At 69.9% G+C, this 17,816-nt stretch carries 13 protein-coding genes; 9 read left to right on the top strand and 4 right to left on the bottom strand.

What is annotated here, in order from left to right; all coding sequences use genetic code 11:
- Positions 1 to 432: 432 nt before the first annotated feature.
- From ABT137_RS24155 to ABT137_RS24125, 7 genes are all read left to right on the top strand, one after another.
- The gene (locus tag ABT137_RS24155) at positions 433 to 1,596 is read left to right on the top strand and encodes a LacI family DNA-binding transcriptional regulator (protein WP_351712143.1); all 1,164 of its coding nucleotides are present in this window, start codon (positions 433 to 435) and stop codon (positions 1,594 to 1,596) included.
- 276 nt (positions 1,597 to 1,872) lie between these two features.
- Positions 1,873 to 3,273: an ABC transporter substrate-binding protein gene (locus ABT137_RS24150; RefSeq protein WP_351712141.1), complete on the top strand. Its 1,401-nt coding sequence runs from the start codon at positions 1,873 to 1,875 to the stop codon at positions 3,271 to 3,273.
- Positions 3,273 to 4,259: a carbohydrate ABC transporter permease gene (locus ABT137_RS24145; protein WP_351712139.1), complete on the top strand. Its 987-nt coding sequence runs from the start codon at positions 3,273 to 3,275 to the stop codon at positions 4,257 to 4,259. Before ABT137_RS24150 ends, ABT137_RS24145 begins: the two co-directional genes overlap by 1 nt.
- Positions 4,256 to 5,143, top strand: coding sequence for a carbohydrate ABC transporter permease (locus ABT137_RS24140; protein WP_351712137.1), 888 nt, complete (start codon positions 4,256 to 4,258; stop codon positions 5,141 to 5,143). Before ABT137_RS24145 ends, ABT137_RS24140 begins: the two co-directional genes overlap by 4 nt.
- 32 nt (positions 5,144 to 5,175) lie before the next feature.
- Positions 5,176 to 7,149, top strand: a complete 1,974-nt coding sequence (locus ABT137_RS24135; protein WP_351712135.1) for a hypothetical protein — start codon at positions 5,176 to 5,178, stop codon at positions 7,147 to 7,149.
- A 40-nt stretch (positions 7,150 to 7,189) separates the two neighbouring features.
- Positions 7,190 to 9,250, top strand: a complete 2,061-nt coding sequence (locus ABT137_RS24130; RefSeq protein ID WP_351712133.1) for a beta-galactosidase — start codon at positions 7,190 to 7,192, stop codon at positions 9,248 to 9,250.
- 112 nt (positions 9,251 to 9,362) lie between these two features.
- On the top strand, positions 9,363 to 11,987 hold the full coding sequence (locus tag ABT137_RS24125; RefSeq protein ID WP_351712131.1) for an RICIN domain-containing protein: 2,625 nt from the start codon (positions 9,363 to 9,365) through the stop codon (positions 11,985 to 11,987).
- A gap of 87 nt (positions 11,988 to 12,074) precedes the next feature.
- Here the strand turns inward: ABT137_RS24125 and ABT137_RS24120 are convergent, their stop codons facing one another.
- The 4 genes from ABT137_RS24120 to ABT137_RS24105 form a co-directional block, all read right to left on the bottom strand.
- Entirely contained in the window at positions 12,075 to 12,470 is a 396-nt protein-coding gene (locus ABT137_RS24120; RefSeq protein ID WP_351712129.1) for an SRPBCC family protein, read from the bottom strand.
- Between the two features lie 39 nt (positions 12,471 to 12,509).
- Entirely contained in the window at positions 12,510 to 13,031 is a 522-nt protein-coding gene (locus ABT137_RS24115; protein WP_351712127.1) for a nuclear transport factor 2 family protein, read from the bottom strand.
- Between the two features lie 147 nt (positions 13,032 to 13,178).
- Positions 13,179 to 14,498 (bottom strand): MFS transporter, encoded by a 1,320-nt coding sequence (locus tag ABT137_RS24110; protein WP_351712125.1) that lies wholly within the window; start codon positions 14,496 to 14,498, stop codon positions 13,179 to 13,181.
- Between the two features lie 293 nt (positions 14,499 to 14,791).
- The gene (locus ABT137_RS24105) at positions 14,792 to 15,730 is read right to left on the bottom strand and encodes a LysR family transcriptional regulator (protein ID WP_351712123.1); all 939 of its coding nucleotides are present in this window, start codon (positions 15,728 to 15,730) and stop codon (positions 14,792 to 14,794) included.
- A 131-nt stretch (positions 15,731 to 15,861) separates the two neighbouring features.
- On the opposite strand from ABT137_RS24105, the gene ABT137_RS24100 reads away from it, so the two are divergent.
- Positions 15,862 to 16,857, top strand: a complete 996-nt coding sequence (locus tag ABT137_RS24100) for a fumarylacetoacetate hydrolase family protein (RefSeq protein WP_351712121.1) — start codon at positions 15,862 to 15,864, stop codon at positions 16,855 to 16,857.
- Entirely contained in the window at positions 16,854 to 17,810 is a 957-nt protein-coding gene (locus ABT137_RS24095; RefSeq protein WP_351712119.1) for a cyclase family protein, read from the top strand. Before ABT137_RS24100 ends, ABT137_RS24095 begins: the two co-directional genes overlap by 4 nt.
- Positions 17,811 to 17,816 lie beyond the last annotated feature (6 nt).

Genomic DNA, 17,816 nt, shown 5'->3' with positions numbered 1-17,816 from the left:
GGGGCCGGCGGTGAACGAGCGGGCCTGGCGACGGCGCGGAGTAGCCGGCGGACCGGCGTCCTGAGCACGCGCGTCCCGTGCGCCCGCGCGGGCATGGCCGCCGCGTGGGGGATGTCCGGGGCGAGCGCATCCGCCTTACGCCGGACTCGTTCCGCGCGACGCCGGGTTGCCCGAGGGCCCGGCGGCCGGCGCCGTCGTGCCCGACGGGGTACCAGGCGTGGACCGTCCGTCGGTGACGGCTGCCCGCGGACCGCGGTCGGTTCCCGTTCCGCGGCGTACGAGCTTTCGCGGTGCGGCGTCGGCCACGTCCGTGGCATCGGACGGCCCGCGTGATGCCGGAGGTGTGATCGTTGCGTAAATCGCTGGTTTCCATCTCTTGACGCCACCGTTGTGACCGCTCACAATTTCTCGCATGGCTGTGACCGGTCACACATGACGACGGGCGGCCATCGGCGGACCTGGACGGGGTTCCCGGAACGTGGCACACGAGGTCTTGCTCCGCTGGCGGCCTGTGTTTACTCTCGCGAAACTCAATCGATCCGTATCGACGACGTCAGGAGGTGCCAACTCATGTTCACCAGCAAGGATGTGGCCCGCCTGGCCGGCGTCTCGCAGAGCACCGTCTCCTACGTGATGACCGGGAAGCGCCCGATCTCGGAGGACACCCGCAAGCGGGTCCAGGCCGCGATGGACCTGCTCTCCTACCAACCGAACGCGGGGGCACAGGCGTTGGCCAGCCGTCGCACCAAGGTCATCGGCCTGGTCGTCCCGGTCGGCGGGGACCTGGGCAATACCGGTGTCGTGCCGTTCCTGGAGACGATCACCCAGTGCGCCCGGGAGGCCGACTACGACGTACTGCTGGTCACTGCCGACGAGGGGGCCGCGGGACTGACCCGGCTCGACGGCAGATCGCTGTGCGACGCGATCGTGCTCATGGTCATCACGGCCCACGACGAGCGGATCCAGGTGATCCCCTCGCTGCGGGTGCCGGTGGTGCTGATCGGTGTCCCCGACGATCCCGCCGGACTGCACTGCGTGGACATCGACTTCGAGCAGGCGGGGCGGCTCGCGGTCCAGGAGCTGGTCGGCACGGGGCACCAACGCATCGTGGTGGTCGGGCACCCGCCGCACACGGTGGCCCGCGGCAACAGCTTCGTGGGCCAGTTCCAGCGCGGCGTCAATGAGGCGGCAGCAGCCGCCGGCATTCGTACTGGACTCGTCCAGCTGCCGGAGTCCACGCCGTCCGGCGCCCGCGCGGTGGTGGACTGGGTGGTGAGCAGAGCCGAGCGACCCGACGGGCTGATCGTGCCGCACACCTCGGCCATCCCGCATGTGCTGGCCGCCCTGCACCAGCGCGGGATCGTGCCCGGCCGTGACATCTCGGTCGTCGGACACTGCACCGACGCGGCGGCAGAGGAGATGGAACCGCCGGTCACCAACGTCTCCCACGCGCCGCGGGAGATCTCCCGGCGTGCGATGCGCACCCTGTTCGCCTTACTGGACGACGAGGGCGGGAACCCGCCGCCGCACAGCGTCGAGAGGGTCCCGTCGCGGCTGACCCGCCGCCAGACGACCGTCACCGCCATCCACCCCTGAACCGCGAGGCGACCGCCCCGGCGGAAAGGGCCCAGAACGACCACCCGACGACAATCCGGCTGTCGATGCGTATCGACGACCGTTCACCCGTCGATGCGTATCGACACGCATCCGCAAGTGGCTTGTGCCTGCCGCACCGCGAAGGGCCACCTGCGAGGCACCGCAGCCCGGCGCACCCCGAGTGCGGCGATACAGCCTGTACACCACGCCCTGAATCAGATCAGAACAGACAACCACCAACGAACCCTCGCTGTACTGAATATGAAGGAGCCACCAGTGTCGAACCCTGAGCGCGAGACTTCGCCCAAGCCCGCCAGACAGGCCACGTCTGCGAGCCTCGGGCGGCGGTCCGCGCCGAAGCGCCGCCGCCTCGCCGCGATCGCCCTCACCTCGGCCATAGCGCTGACGAGCGCCGCCTGTGGCTCGGGCGGGTCGAGCGACGCCGCCAAGGGACCGGTCACCCTGACGTACTGGGTGAAGTCGCCGTTCCCCGACAGCAAGGTCCTGCTCGACCTGTGGAAGAAGCAGCACCCGGACATCAAGATCAAGCTGGAGGTCGTCTCCGCCAGCGGCAACACCATCCCGCAGGCCAAGCTGCTGCTTGACGTCAAGGCGCACCGCGAACCCGACGTCGCGACCTTCGACACCGAGTACCTGCCGCAGTTCGTCACCACCGGCTCCGTGCTCGACCTCAACACCGTGAAGGGCGGCAACGCCTCCTCGCTCAGTTCCGACTTCGAGTCGTGGGCCTGGAGCACGGTCCACGTCGGTGACGGCCTGTACGGACTGCCGATCGACGCCGGCCCGCTCAACCTGTACTACCGCAAGGACCTGTTCGCCAAGTACCACATCAAGGTGCCGACGACCATGGCCGAGTACGTGCAGGCGGCCGCCACCCTGCACAAGAAGGACCCCAGCGTGTACCTGGCGGACCTGCCCACCAACGACGCGTCCGTCTTCACGGCGATGGCGTGGGCGGCCGGAGCGACCCCGTTCAAGGTCAAGGGCAACAGCTGGGTGGTTGACATCGCCGGCGCCGAGTCGCTGAAGGCCGCGGCCACTTGGCAGAAGCTCATCGATGACAAGTCCGTCATGACGCTGCCCCAGTTCTCCAGCGAGTGGTCGCAGGCCTACAACACCGGCAAGCTCGCCTCCTGGATGAGCGCGGCCTGGGCGCCCGGCCCGCTGAAGTCGTTCGCGCCGAAGACCGCCGGCAAGTGGGCCGTCGCCGCCATGCCCCAGTCGACACCGGGCGTGACCTCCAGCGGCAACTGGGGCGGGTCCTCGGTGGCCGTCTTCAAGTCGACCAAGTACCCCCAGCAGGCGCTGGAGTTCGCCAAGTTCCTCACCACGAACCAGCAGGTGTGGCAGCAGTACTGGATCCCCAAGATCACCCTCTACCCGACGAACGTCGCTGCCCAGAAGTCCGCGGCGCTCAGCAAGGCGGACAGCTTCTTCGGGGGCCAGAAGATCTACGACACGATCTCCGCCTCGAACCACGCCGTCGCGCACAACTTCAACTACGGGCCGGTGGCCAACGAATGGTTCACGACCGAGCAGAACTACCTGAGCCAGGCGGTGAACGGGAAGATCACCGTGGCCGAAGCGCTCCAGCAGACGCAGAACTCGGTCGTGGCCTACATGCGCAAGCAGGGACTGAGCGTCGAGGCTCCCTGATGACGACCACCATCGACAGTGCTCCTCGCGCCCACCGGCGCGAGGAGCCGATGAAAGCCCGGCTGCCACGACGGCGCCGCAACAGCGGGCAGAGCCGGACGGCCTACGGGTTCCTGGCACCGTTCGCGCTGGTCTTCGCCGGCCTGTTCTTCTTCCCGATCGGCTACGCCGTCTACACGAGCCTGTTCCGCCAGACCTTCAGCGGCCTCGGCTACGGCGGCTCCACGCTGAAGTTCGTCGGACTGAGCAGCTACGTCACCGTCTTCACCACCCCGGACTTCTACAACGGCGTGCTGCGGCTGCTCACGTTCGGCGTCGTGGAAGTCCCCCTGATGCTCGGCCTGGCGATCGTGCTGGCGCTCCTGCTCGACTCCCGGCTGGCATCCATGAAGCGGTTCTTCAGAGCTGTCTACGTGCTCCCCTACACCGTGCCGGGCGTCATCGCCGCCCTGCTGTGGGGCTTCCTCTACCAGCCCGGACTGAGCCCGATCGACTCGGCCACCCGGGCCATGGGACTCGGCGAGGTGAACCTCGTCGGCGCCCACCTGGTCCTGCCCTCGATCGGCAACATCATGATCTGGGCCGGAGCCGGTTTCAACATGCTGATCATCTACGCGGCCCTGCAGTCGATCCCCGCCAGCGTCATCGAGGCGGCCCGGATGGACGGCGCCGGCGAGATCACGATCGCGCTGCGGATCAAGCTGCCGAACGTCCTCCCGGCCGTCGTGATGACCTGCCTGTTCACCATCATCGGCACGCTCCAGCTCTTCAACGAACCGATCGTGCTGGCCGACATCTCCAACGCCATCGGCACCAACTACACGCCGAACATGATGGCCTACAACGCCGCCTACGGGAACAACGACGAGCCGCTGGCAGCCGCCATCTCGGTCTCCCTGGCGCTGATCGCCTTCGTGCTGTCCTTCGGGTTCCTGCGCCTGACCTCGCGCGCGGCCGGCCTGTCCGCCTCCAAGGAGGGATCATGAGCGTTCTCGACCGGCCGGCACCTCCCGGCCGCTCGAAGGGGATGATCGGGCGCGTCCCGGTGGGGCTGGCGATGGGACTGTTCGCCCTGTACTTCATCATCCCGGTCTGGTGGCTGATCGTGGCGGCCACCAAGGACTCCGGCACGCTGTACTCCAGCTTCAGCCTGTGGTTCGCCGGGCCCGACCGGATCCTGGCCAACCTGCGGCTGACGTTCTCCTACGAGCACGGCATCTATCTGCGCTGGCTCCTCAACAGCATCGGCTACGCGGTGATCGGCGGAGTCGTCGCCACCCTGCTCGCCGCCGCGGCCGGATACGCGTTCGCCAAGTTCCAGTTCCGCGGCCGCTCCTTCCTCTTCACCCTGGTCCTGGGCGGTGTCCTGGTCCCGCAGGCGGCCCTGGTGCTGCCGCTGTTCCTGATGATGAGCGCGGCCAATCTGACCGACACGTACTGGTCCGTCCTGCTGCCCGCGATCGTGGACCCGTTCGGGGTGTACCTGGCCCGCATCTACGTGCAGTCGATGGTCCCGGACGACCTGCTCAACGCGGCCAGGATCGACGGCGCCAGCGAGTTCAGGATCTTCCGGTCCATGGTGCTTCCCACCCTCACGCCGGGACTGGTGACGATCTTCTTCTTCCAGGTCGTCGCCATCTGGAACAACTTCTTCCTGGCCCTGGTCATGCTGAAGAACTCCTCGCTGTACCCCGTCACCCTGGGGCTGGACATGCTCAACGGCCAGACCCGTACCGTGGGTGCTTCCCCGGAGCTGATCAGCATCGTCATGATGGGTTCGCTGGTCTCCATCGTGCCGCTCGCGGTGAGCTTCTTCGCTTTGCAGAAGCACTGGCGCCCCACGTTCGTCGGATCGGGATTCAACGGATGACCGGGCCGAACTCCGCGGGCGGAGGAACGCGGTTGAGGCATCGGTTCGGCTTCGGCGCCGGCCAGGTGGTACTCGGCGCCGACGCCGCACCCGTGGCGTTCGCGCACGCGTCGGATCCGGACCGGCTCTACCTGCTCGACGAGACCGTCGACACCTGGCACGGCCCGGACCACGGCTGGGGCGCCGGCTTCGCGATCACCTCGCGCGGCTCCGGCCGCTGGCAGACACCGCGGGAGACCGAGTGGTATGCCGACGGCGTGACCGCCAGGCACCGGCCGGTACCCGGGCTGGAACTGGCGGTCCGGCGTCAGGTCACGGAGGAGCGCTACACCGAGACGTACACCTGGACGAACACCGGCGACGAGCCCTTGCGGATCACAGGGCTCGGCGTGAACGTCCCGGTCAGGGACGTGTACGACAGTGCGGTGGGGGCGCTCGCGCGCAGCTGCCACGCCCATGTCTTCACCGGCGGGGCGTGGTCGTGGGTCCTGGCCGAGCCGATGTCCGGCACCCCGCCGCTGCTCGGCGCGATCGTCCGGACGGGCGCCCTGTGGGCGTACTCGATCGAGTCCCGCAACTCCGTCACCTGGTCGGACATCCGTGGCCACCTCGTCGTCCATCCCACCGACCACGCCCGCAACCCCGAGGCGTTCGGCGGCCAGCCTGTGCTGGACCTCGCGCCGGGGGAGGAGCACGTCCTCACTTGGGAGTTGGGCTGGTACGAGGACCGGGCGGCGTTCCTTGCCGCCACCGACGCCCCGGCCGAACTGCCGTCGCTGACCGCGCCGGTGGGCGCCGACCTGGACGTGCGCCTCGCCGAGGGCGCCGTGCTCACCTCCCCGGTGCCGTCGTCCGCGCACGGCGTCCGGCACATCGAGGTCGAGCGTGACGGCCGCCGCGGCAGAACCGCCGTCGCCTTCCTCGCCCCGGTTCGGGAGCTGGTCGAGGCCCGCCTCACCCGGATCCTCGCCCAGCACCGCCCGCACGAGCGGCCGGAACCGGAGCGGTACGCGTTCCTGCCGGTGGACGTACGCACCGGCCTGACGCAGACCGAGAACGGCTGGCAGGACTGGACCGACGCCGGGGAACGGGTCGGCATGGCCGTGCTGCTGCAGCAGGCCCGATGGCGGGGCTGGGGCGAAACGGAGGTGCTCGACGAGGCGCTGCACGGCTTCGCCCGGTTCGCCCGTGAGTGCCTGGTGGAGCCCGACGGCTCCGTCCGCCGTGCCGGCCACCCGACCTCCGAGCCCTTGCGGCTGTACAACTCCCCGTGGCTGGTGCACTTCTTCCACGACCAGTTCGCCCTGTACGGCGATCCGGCCGACCTGGACCTGGCGGCCCGGCTCCTTGAGGCGACGTACGACCTCGGGGCCCGCGACCACCTGCTCATCGGCCACCCCGAGGCGCTGGCTGCGGTGACCGCCGCGCTCGACGAGCAGGGCCACGAGGAGCGGGCGAAGCGGCTGCGGGAGCTGCTGGCCGAGCATGCGCTCGGGTTCGCAGGGCGGGGTACCGCGCTGCCGCGACACGAGGTCAGCTATGAGCAGTCCATGGTCGGACCGCTGGTGAGCCTGCTCGCCACCGCGTACGAACTGGCCCCGGACGAACGGCTGCTGACGGCGATGCGGACTGCGCTGCCCTGGCTCCGCGCGTTCGGCGGCCCTCAGCCGCACGTCCGGCTGCGCGACATCGGCATCCGGCACTGGGACGGGTACTGGTTCGGCATCGAGCGGCTGTGGGGCGACACGTTCCCGCACTACTGGAGCGTGCTCACGGCGATCGCGCTCCGGCAGCTGCCTGAGCCGTTGCGGGACGCGGACAGCGAGCGGGTCGCCGACGCGATTTTCGGCGCCAACCTCGTCGATTTCACCCCCGACGGCCTGGCCACCTGCGCGTTCGTGATGCCCAGCTGCGTGGACGGCCGTCCCGCGCACCGCGCGGACCCCTTGATGAACGACCAGGACTGGGCCCTCGCCCTGCTGCTGCGCTCCAGCGCCGACCGCTGACGCTGCGCCGTCCCCCTCACCCATCCGAAGGAGCTCTTCCGTGTCCCGTTTCGACCTCGCCGACGCGCGTCTGGCCGGCCTGCGCGAGCGGTTGCAGGGCCTTGCCTATGGCGGCGACTACAACCCCGAGCAGTGGCCGGCGGCTACCTGGCGGGAGGATGTCCGCCTGATGCGCGAGGCTGGGGTAAACCTGGTCACCGTCGGCGTCTGGTCCTGGGGGGAGCTCGAACCCCGCCCTGGCCACTACGAGTTCGGCTGGCTGGACGAGGTGCTGGGACTGCTGGCGGAGGCCGGGGTGGGCGTCGACCTGGCCACGCCCACCGCCGCACCGCCGTCCTGGCTCGCCCACGAACACCCCGAGACGCTGCCCGTGGACGGCGAGGGCCGCCGGATCGCCTTCGGCTCCCGCTGCCAGTACTGCGCGTCCTCCCCGGTCTTCCGGTACTACGCCGCCCGGATCACGGAACGTCTCGCCGAGCGCTACGCCACCCACCCAGCGCTGGCCATGTGGCACATCGGCAACGAGTACGGCGGTTTCGGCTGCCACTGCGACGCCTCTGTCGCGCACTTCCGCCGCTGGCTCGCCGACCGCTACGGCACCGTCGACGCCCTCAACGACGTCTGGGGCACCGCCTTCTGGGGACAGCGCTACGACTCCTTCGACCACATCGGGACGCCGGCCGCACGCACCCGGCTGATCTCCGGCCCGAACCCCGGCCAGCTGCTGGACTTCCAGCGCTTCAGCGACGCCGCCGCCCTGGAGTGCTACCTCGCCGAGCGCGACATCGTCCGCCGGTACAGCCCCGACCTGCCCATCACCACCAACTTCATGGGCTCCTACAAGCACCTGGACTACTGGCGGTGGGCCGCCGAGGAGGACGTCGTCTCCCTCGACATCTACGCCGGCCCCCGGGACCCGGACGGCCCGGCACTGGCCGCCTACAACTTCGACCTCATGCGCTCCCTGCGCGGCGGCAAGCCCTGGCTGATGCTGGAGTCCGCCACCGGCAACAACCTCACGGAGGGCCGCAACTACGCGCGCCCGGCAGGGCAGTTGAGGTCCCGCTCGCTGCAGGCGGTGGCCCGCGGCGCAGACTCGGTGATGTTCTTTCAGTGGAGGGCCTCCCGGGCCGGCGCCGAGCGCTACCACTCCGCGATGGTCCCGCACGGCGGAACTCGCACCCGTACCTGGCGCGAGGTGACCGCCCTGGGCCAGGACGTGGCCCGGCTGGCCGGCCTGAGCGGCAGCGTGGGCGAGCGGGCCGACGCGGCGATCGTGTGGGACTGGGAGAGCTGGTGGGCCGTGGAGGGCCCCGACCACCCCGCCAACGACCTGCGGATCGGCGACCGCCTCATGGACCACTACCGCCCGCTGTGGCAGGCCAACATCGCGACGGACTTCGTCCGCCCGCACGACGACCTGAGCGGCTACCGGCTGTTGGTCGTGCCCAACCTCTACCTGGTCGACGACGCCGCCGCCGACAACCTCACCGCGTACGTGCGCGCGGGCGGCCACCTGCTGATGTCGTACTTCTCCGGGATCGTCGACGAGTACGACCGGGTACGGCCCGGCGGCCACCCCGGCGCCTTCCGCGAGCTGCTCGGCATCGACATCGACGAGTTCGCGCCCATGCAGCCCGGGGACAGCTGCGGGCTGCGCCACGCCGGCCACACCGGTACCGCCACCGACTGGCAGGACATCATCGACCTCGCCGGCGCCGAGGCCCTCGCCACCTACACCGGCGGCGAGCTGAAGGGCGCACCGGCCGCCACCCGGCACCGCTTCGGCACCGGCACCGCCACCTACCTTGGCACCGCACCCGACCGGGAGACCCTGCGCCGCCTCCTCCTGGACAGCGTCGCGGACGCGGGCATCGTGCCCGTCCTGGACACCCCGGAGGGCGTCGAGGCCGTCCGCCGGGACGACCACCTGTTCCTGCTCAACCACACCGCCGACGAGGTGACCGTCGACCTCGGCGACCGCCCCTCGCGGACCGTCGACCTGCTGGCCGGGGACACCCCGGCCCACGTCGGCGGCTCCCTGCGCCTGCCGCCGTACGGAACGGCGGTCCTGCGCGACGTCCCCACCGCCAGCTCCTAGAGCCGGGAACCGACGGACCGGGACCCACTCACTGCCACCCCCCAGAACCGACACAACCCCTATCCCTTCCACCGACTCCCAGAGCCGACGAAAAAAAGGACGAGGTACAGCCATGTGGAGACCCCCGGCCGCCGACAGGCGGCACACACTCGCGAAGGTGATACGCCGCGCCGCACTGGGACTGCTGGCCGGCACGCTCATGATCAGCGGGCTCCTGTTCCCGGGCACCAGCTACGCGGCCAACGCGCAGCTGGGCGTCGATCTGTCCCAGAGCACCGGGGCGATCTCGCACGGTGCCTCCGGGTTCCTGTACGGCCTGGGCAACCCGGGCGTACCGACCGACAACCTGCTCCAGCCCCTGCACCCCCAGCAGGCGGCGCAGAAGCCGGAGGGCGGGCTCCAGCATCCCAGCGGTGACGCGTTCGACGTGGCTCCCGACTACCTGAACGCCGGGACCAAGCAGATACAGATCTACCTCCAGGACATGTACCGGTACTGGCCGTACGAGAACAATGGCCTCACCGACTACCTGAGCAAGATCGACACCATGGTCGCCGCGGTGAAGGCCGACCCGAACTACGGCAAGTACGTGTACGTCCCGTTCAACGAGCCGGACTGGATCTGGTACAGCGGGATGTTCACCAACTCCACGACGGAGCAGCAGTTCTTCGCCGACTGGAAGACGGTCTACAACCACATCCGGGCGCTCGACCCGACGACGAAGATCGCCGGTCCGAACATCAGCGTCTACAACAACCAGTTCATGACCGACTTCATGACCTACGCCAAGGCGAACAACGTCGTCCCCGACGTCATCACCTGGCACGAACTCCAGAACAGCTTCTTCACCGACTACTACACCAACTACAGCAACTACCGCGCGATCGAGACCTCGCTCGGTCTCTCCCCGATCCCGATCGTCCTCAACGAGTACACCCGCTCCTCGGGCGACGAGGGAATCCCGGGCCAGCTCATCCAGTGGATCACCCGCCTGGAGAACACCAAGGTCAGCGGTGACCTCGCCTACTGGGTCACGGAGGGCACGCTCAACGGCCTGACCACCCACAACAACGCGCCGACCGGCGCCTGGTGGCTCTACAACTGGTACGGCGAGATGACCGGCAACACCGTCACAGTCACACCGCCGACCCAGAACGGCTCCCTCCAGGGCATCGCCACGCTCGACTCCGCCAAGAAGCAGGCGCGGGTCGTCTTCGGCGGCACCTCGGGCGGCACCGACGTCGTCGTGAAGGGCTTCGGCTCCGCGTCGTACCTCGGCAGCACCGTCCACGCCATCGTCGAGGGCACGGACAGCACCGGGACCGACACCGCCTCCGGCCGCCCGTACGTCGTGCAGGAGGGTGACTACCCGGTCAGCAACGGCCAGATCACGGTCACCGTGCCGAGCATGACGGCGACCTCCGCCTACCAGATGATCATCACGCCGGCCACCAGCACCTCCGCCGCCGACGTGCCGACCCGGTACGAGGCCGAGTACGCCGACCTGAGCGGCAGCGCCCGGGTGACGTACGGCTCCAACACCGGCTATTCCGGCACCTACTACGTCGACGGTTACCTCGGTTCGAGCAACGCGAGCACCAACTTCGTGGTCAGCGCGCCCACCGCCGGCTACTACGACGTGACGCTGCGCTACTCGGCCGGACCGAGCAGCGGCGCCCCGACCGACCGCAGCACCCGGGTGACGGTGAACGGGTCCAAGCTGACCGACCTGTCGCTGACCGGCACGGCGGACTGGAACACGTGGAAGACCAAGACGGTCACCATGTACCTCGACCAGGGCATCAACCGGATCAACTACGGCGCCTACACCAGCGACGACAGCGACAACATCGCCGTCGACTCGATCGACGTGACCACGTCGACCACCGGTTCGACCGCGAGCTACGAGGCGGAGGCCTCCGCCAACACCCTCGGCGGCACCGCGACGATCGAGACCGACACCGCGGCGTCGGGCGGCAAGTACGTCGACCAGCTCGGCAACGGCTCGGCCAACAGCCTCACGTTCAACAACGTGACGGCCGCGTCCTCGGGTCTCTACCGCATGGTCGTCACCTACGCCAACGGCGACAACCGCGGCGACGGCGGCAACACCTACAACATCATCAACCGGTACGCGGACATCTCCGTCAACGGCGGCACCGCGCAGCGCGTGTACTTCCGCAACTCCGGCGGCTGGTCCAACTACTGGTCCGTGATGGTCGACGTGAACCTGACCGCCGGATCCAACACCATCAAGTTCGGCAACAACTCCGCCTACGCCCCCAACCTCGACAAGATCCTGCTCGCCCCGGCGATCGCCTCCTCCAGCACGTCGTACCTGAAGCTCCAGAACCGGACCAGCGGGCTGGACGTCGACGGGGCAGGGGTCACGACCAGCGGTTCCACGGTCACCCAGTGGCCGGTCGGCTCGACCACGAACCAGGAGTGGTCGGTCGTTCCCGACGGCAGCTGGATCCGCCTCAAGAACCACACCACCGGGCTGTTCCTCGACGGCCTGGGCGCCACCGCCAACGGCTCGAACGCCGGCCAGGCGACCGACAGCACCGCCACCTCGCAGGACTGGATGGAGGTGACGTCGGGCGACTACGTCCGGCTGAAGAACCGCGCGACCGGGCTCTACCTGGACGGCATGGGCCGCACCTCCAGCGGCTCCAACCTCGGCCAGTGGAGCTCCAGTACCAGTACCAACCAGCAGTTCCGCATCGTCCCGCAGTAGCGGAACGCGGACGCCGGTAGGTACGGCAGCACCGCGCGGAGCACCGTTTCAAGGGGAAGCGGCGCTCCGCGCGGGTTTTTCCGTTCCTCAGGGGTGTGTGGCGAAGTACCGGGCGATGCCCGCGATTCCCTCGCCGACCGCCCGCTCGACGATCGGGGCCAGGCTCTCGGGCAGGATCTCCTGGCTGTAGACCACCCGTGAGCCGTCGCCGTCGGGGAGGACGTCGATGGTGCCGAGGTGGAACTCGATTGGCTCGGGCAGTCCCTCGACGAACCGGTACTGGAACCGCCGCAGTTCGTCGTTCTTCGTGACCACGAGAGCCTTCAGCGTTCCCTGGGGGGTGCTCAGGTGGCGGTGGACGCCGTCGAAGTACGCCTCCCGTACGGCGGGGAACCACTGCGGGATCGTGTTCACGTCGGTGAGCACGGCCCACACACGGTCGGGGTCCTGCTCGACGCGGGTGTCGAATCGAAGAGTTGTCACGTCGTTCCTTCTACGGGGGCTACAGGGTTCGGGACGCTCTTACGGGCGCGGCGCGTGCGGCAGCGGCTCGCCCGCGTTCCATACCTCGTGGACGCGGACCGTGACGAACCGCCAGCCGTCGGGGGTGCGGCGCAGCGTGCAGTCGTACCAGCCGGCGCCGTCCGCGTGGCGGAAGGTGTCCTCGCCGAGCATGTGCACGCCGAGCAGATAGGAACGGGTGCGGGCGGTGTCGCCGTCGAGGTGGATGGCGTGGTTCGAGCTGAGGTGCCAGGTGCCCCGGTAGCGGCCCAGCTGCCGGCTGCTGCCCACGCCCCGCAACTGCTCGTGACCCACCAGCCGGATCGACTCGGACGGGGACATGCTGCCCTCGGGCACGTAGAGCGCGACGTATGCGTCCCAGTCCTGGGTGTCGAGCGCGTGGGCGAACTCGATCAGCAGGTCGCCGATGGCCGCGCGGTCGACCAGCCACTGGAGTTGGGCGGCGGGGTCGGACGGCGGCTTCGGCATTCCCGCGGCGGGCGCGCTCTCGGCCGTCGGACGGGCGGAATCGGGTGTGGACATGCTCTGTACTCCTGTGCGGAAGAGTCTGCCGGTTGCCCGGGAGGCGGGGCACCGGGGTTCAGGATGGCAACGCGGCAATGACGTCACCCTCCCGCCGCCTCCTCGGCGTGGAAGGGTGACGTCACTGCCACCGGAACGGTCTATGGCCTACGACTCGCCGGCGGGCGAGGCGTCGGCCACGACCGGCGCCGGCACGGTCCGCCCCGCCGGAACGGGGGCGGCTGCCGTCGGCAGTCGGCGGGCGGCGGCTCCGAGCCCCGCGGCGCCGAGCGCTCCGGCCAGGGCGAGGACGCCCACCGCGTTCGGCAGGCTGCCGACGGCGGCGGTGAGGGCGAGCACCGCCAGCGGGCAGATGAACTGGCCGGTGAAGAAGCATCCGATCCACAGCCCGGTGCCGCGGCCCCGGTCGGCGTACTCCAGCTTCGAGAGGGCGAGCGTGAGCAGGCTCGGCAGCATGATGCCGCCGCCGAGGCAGTTGATCACGGCGCCGGCGGTGAGCACGACGGGGTTCGGGGCGATCCAGATCACCGCGAAGCCGGCGGCGCACAGCCCGAAGGCGATCGGCAGCCAGGACCGCGGGCTCCGGCCGGACTTGGTGAAGACGACCGCGCCGACCACCGTGGCGACGCTGGAGGCCGCGATGGCCAGCCCGATGATGCCGGTGTCGGTCACGCCCATGTCGTCCAGCAGGAAGGACATCTCCACCTGGACGGTGTAGAACATGACGGCGCCGAAGACGGTCAGCGCGCAGATCCCGGCCAGGGGCCTCCAGGGGAAGGCGCCTCGGCCGGTCGGCTCCGTGGGGGCGGTCGCCTCGGTGACGGAGGGCTGGGTCCGCGACGGTTTGGGCAGGAAGGCGGCCATGGCGGGGGCGAGGAGCAGGCTCGCGGCGTAGGCCCAGAAAGGAGCCCGCCAGCCGGCCGATCCGGCCGCGCCGCCCAGGACGAAGAAGGCGGTGGCGGCGATGGAGGCACACATGGTCTGCATGGCGAGGTAGCGGTCGCGTTGTCTGCCGGAATAGTAGTCGCCGATCAGTGTGGTGCAGCAGGTCATGATGGCGGCTTCGACGACGCCGACGAGGGCACGGCTGGCGACGATGGCGCCGAGCGAGTCCAGCCAGAGCGGCGCGGTGCCGACGAGTGCGTACAGCACGGTGGCGACGACGAGCAGGCGTTTACGGCCGAGCCGGTCGACGACGACGCCCGCGAAGGGGGCCAGCAGCGCCAGGGACAGTGCCGGGATCGTCAGGGAGACCGGGACGAGCGCGTCGACGCCCGGCACGCCCGCGAAATGGTCCTTCATCTTCGGCAGGACGGGCGCGATGAGCACGGCGCCGAGGATCGGCAGACAGCTGCCGGCCATCAGCAGGGTGATGCGTATCCGGTGCCCGGGGCCGGACACGGTCTGCTCGGCCGGGGCATCTTCGACGGTTGCGGACGACGGGAGCGGGGGCACGGGTGCAGGCATGAGGGCTCCACCTGGCGTGTCGGGAGGGGACGGGGTGCGGCCGTCTCCGCGCGGTCGCACCGGAGCCCCGGACGGGGACCGGGCGCGCTGAGACGGGCCGGTGACTGCCGTGGCGGTGCGAAGGGTCGGCTCTCGGGTGCCCGCGCAGTCTCGGCGGCGGTGTGGTGATGCGGCTCCGGCGCCGGGTTGAGACGACTATGGGTCACCGGGCAGGCCGTGCCTAGCCCCCCGCTGATCGAGATCGAAGATGCGGATCATCCGTGTCTTGGATCCTGAGCCCCCGCGTGAGCGCGCTAGCGGGCCGGGACGGCGCTCCGGCCGGGCCCGGACGCGGTCAGCTCCGCTCCCACCCGGGCGGCGGTCTCGCGCAGCCAGATGTGGGCCGCGTCGTGGGTGTGCACCGGGTGCCACCACAGTGCCTCCTGCAGCGGGACCGCCTCGTAGGGAGGTTCCAGCACGCGTACGGCGGCCACCCCGCTCAGCCGCTCGGCGAGCCGCCGCTGCACCAGGGCGATCCGGCGGGTGCCGGCGACCAGGAACGGCAGTGCCTGGAAGCTGTCGACGAAGACCTCGGGACGGGGGTCGACGCCGAGCATGCTCAGCTGGCGGGCGGCCGGGGCGTCGTACATGCGCTGGTAGATCACCCAGGGCAGCCGTGCCAGGTCGGCCATGACCAGGCGGTCGCCGACCTCGTCGTTGGCCTCGGCCACCAGGAAGGCCCAGCGGTCGCCGAACAGTTCCACGGCGGGGAAGCCGCTGATGACGCCGTGCGGCATCAGCAGCCCGTCGGCCGTGCTGAGCAACGTCCCGGTGTCCTCCGTGACGTCGGGCGGGGTCCGCTGGAAGCGCAGCCGCACGCCCGGGGCCTCGGCGTGGACGGTCCGGGCGAGTTCGGCACCGAACACGGTGACGGCGTAGTCGGAGGCGAGCAGGGTGAACTCGTGCTCCTCCGCGCCGGGCGTGAAGTCGGCCCTGCTGCTGAAGACCCGTTCCAGCAGGTCACAGGCGGTGGCGGTGCGGTCGAGGAGGGCGCGGCCGAGCGCGGTCAGCTCGTACTGTCCGCCCACGCGGGAGAGCAGTTCGTCGTCGAAGTGCCGGCGCAGGCGGGCCAGGGCCGCGCTCATCGCGGGCTGGCTGAGCCCGACGCGCTGCCCGGCGCGGGTGACGTTGCGTTCCTCCAGCAGGGCGCGCAGGGACAGGACCAGATTGAGATCGAGGCCGGAGAGGGACACGACGCCTCCAGAGCGAGACCGCACAGTGCTACGAGATCCATGCGGCTGATGATCAACATCAGAAGAATCTATTTCCCAGATTGCGGGATGCGAGGCCAGATTAGTCGCACCGCAATCTGGAGGACATTCCCGTGAAACCCGCAGCCCCTTCCGCGTCCTTCGCCGGGCCCTTTGCCCTCGGCACCCTCTCCGCTCCTGGCCAGGCACCGTTCCCTGGTCTCGTGATCCCCGGGGGCCGCGTGCTGGACCTGCGCTCGGTCCTCGATGAACCCGCCCTGACGAGCCGGGAGATCCTCGACGACTGGGACGCGGCGCTCCCGCGCCTGCGCGCCCTGGCGGACGACGCGGACCGCGCCTGGCAGCCACTGGAAGGTCTGCGGGTGCATGCGCCGGTCGAGCCCCGGCAGATCTTCCAGTCCGGTGCCAACTACCGGCAGCACGTGATCGATCTGGAGGTCGCCCACCGCTCTCCCGACGACCCGCGCACGGTCGAGGAGGCGCGTGCGGAGATCGCCGCGGTGATGGACCGGCGGGCCGCCGAGGACCTGCCGTACGTCTTCATCGGGCTGCCGAGCACGGTCGCCGGACCGTACGACGACGTGGTGCTCCCCGCTTGGGCCGAACAGCCGGACTGGGAGCTGGAGCTGGCGGCCGTCATCGCCAGGCCCGCACACCGGGTACCGGTGGAGGAGGCCCTGTCGTATGTCGCCGGGTACGCGATCGCCAACGACCTCACCGACCGGGCGACCGTGTTCCGCCGGGACATGAAGGCCATCGGGACGGACTGGCTGCGCTCCAAGAACGCGCCCGGGTTCACCCCGCTCGGGCCCTGGATCGTCCCGGCCTCCTCGATCGCAGACCCCGGTGACCTGCGGGTGACACTGAAGCTGAACGGCGACACCATGCAGGACGAGTCGACGAAGGACATGCTCTTCGGGGTCGCCCGGCTGGTGTCGTACATCTCGCAGACCGCCCGACTCCTCCCCGGTGACCTGGTGTTGACCGGCAGTCCGGCCGGGAACGGCATGCACTGGGGACGGCTGCTGCGCGACGGCGACGTGATGGAGGGGGCCGTCACCGGGCTCGGCACGCAGCGCACCCGCTGTGTCGCCGAGGACGCCTCGTGAACCGGCACGACCCTGAAGGCGCCATCGCCGACGCCGCCAAGGCGTACTCGAACTGGGGGCGTTGGGGTGCGGACGACGTGCTCGGCACCCTCAACTTCCTCGACGAGGCCAAGCGCCGCGAGGGGGCCGCACTCGTGCGACGAGGCGTCAGTTTCTCGCTCTCCCAGGCCTTCGACATGAACGGCCCGCAGAAGGGCTGGCGTCGGCGCACCAACCCGGTGCACACCATGCTGGACACCGGCACTGACGCGGCTCTCGGCAACCAGGGCTTCCCGCACGGCATCGGCGGCGCCGACGACGTGATCGCGATGCCGCTCCAGTGTTCGACCCAGTGGGACGGGCTGGGGCACATCTTCGACCACGGCAGGGCCTGGAACGGCCGGGACGCCGCCAGGGTCGTCACCTCCGACGGCGACCTCGTCACCGGCATCGAGCACATGGCGCCGCATGTCGCGGGGCGCGGGGTGCTGCTGGACGTGGGCCAAGTGCTTGGAACCGGTGGTGAGTTGCCGGACGGGTTCGCCATCACCGAGCAGCACCTGACGGCGGCCGCCGAGGCGCACGGCGTGGCCGTCGGGCGCGGCGACATCGTCGTCGTACGGACCGGCCGGCTGGCCCGGGCCCGGCGCGAGGGATGGGGCGACTACGCCGGCGGCGACTCGCCCGGCCTGTCCTTCACCACCGCCGGCTGGTTGCACGGCACCGAGATCGCCGCGATCGCCACCGACACCTGGGGCTTCGAGGTGCGGCCCAATGAGTTCGAGCAGGCCTTCCAGCCGCTGCACCAGGTCGCCATCCCCAACATGGGCCTGCTCATAGGGGAGATGTGGGACCTGGACGCCCTCGCCGCGGACTGTGCTGCCGACGGCAGGTACGAGTTCTGGCTCACAGCTGCCCCCCTACCCATCACCGGAGCCGTCGGCTCCCCCGTCAACCCGGTTGCTGTCAAGTGACCCGCC

Source organism: Streptomyces sp. NPDC001980, from assembly GCF_040296885.1.
Classification (GTDB): Bacteria; Actinomycetota; Actinomycetes; order Streptomycetales; family Streptomycetaceae; genus Streptomyces.
The sequence above is the reverse complement of the archived record's forward strand: the minus strand, read 5'-3'. Positions and strand labels throughout refer to the sequence as shown.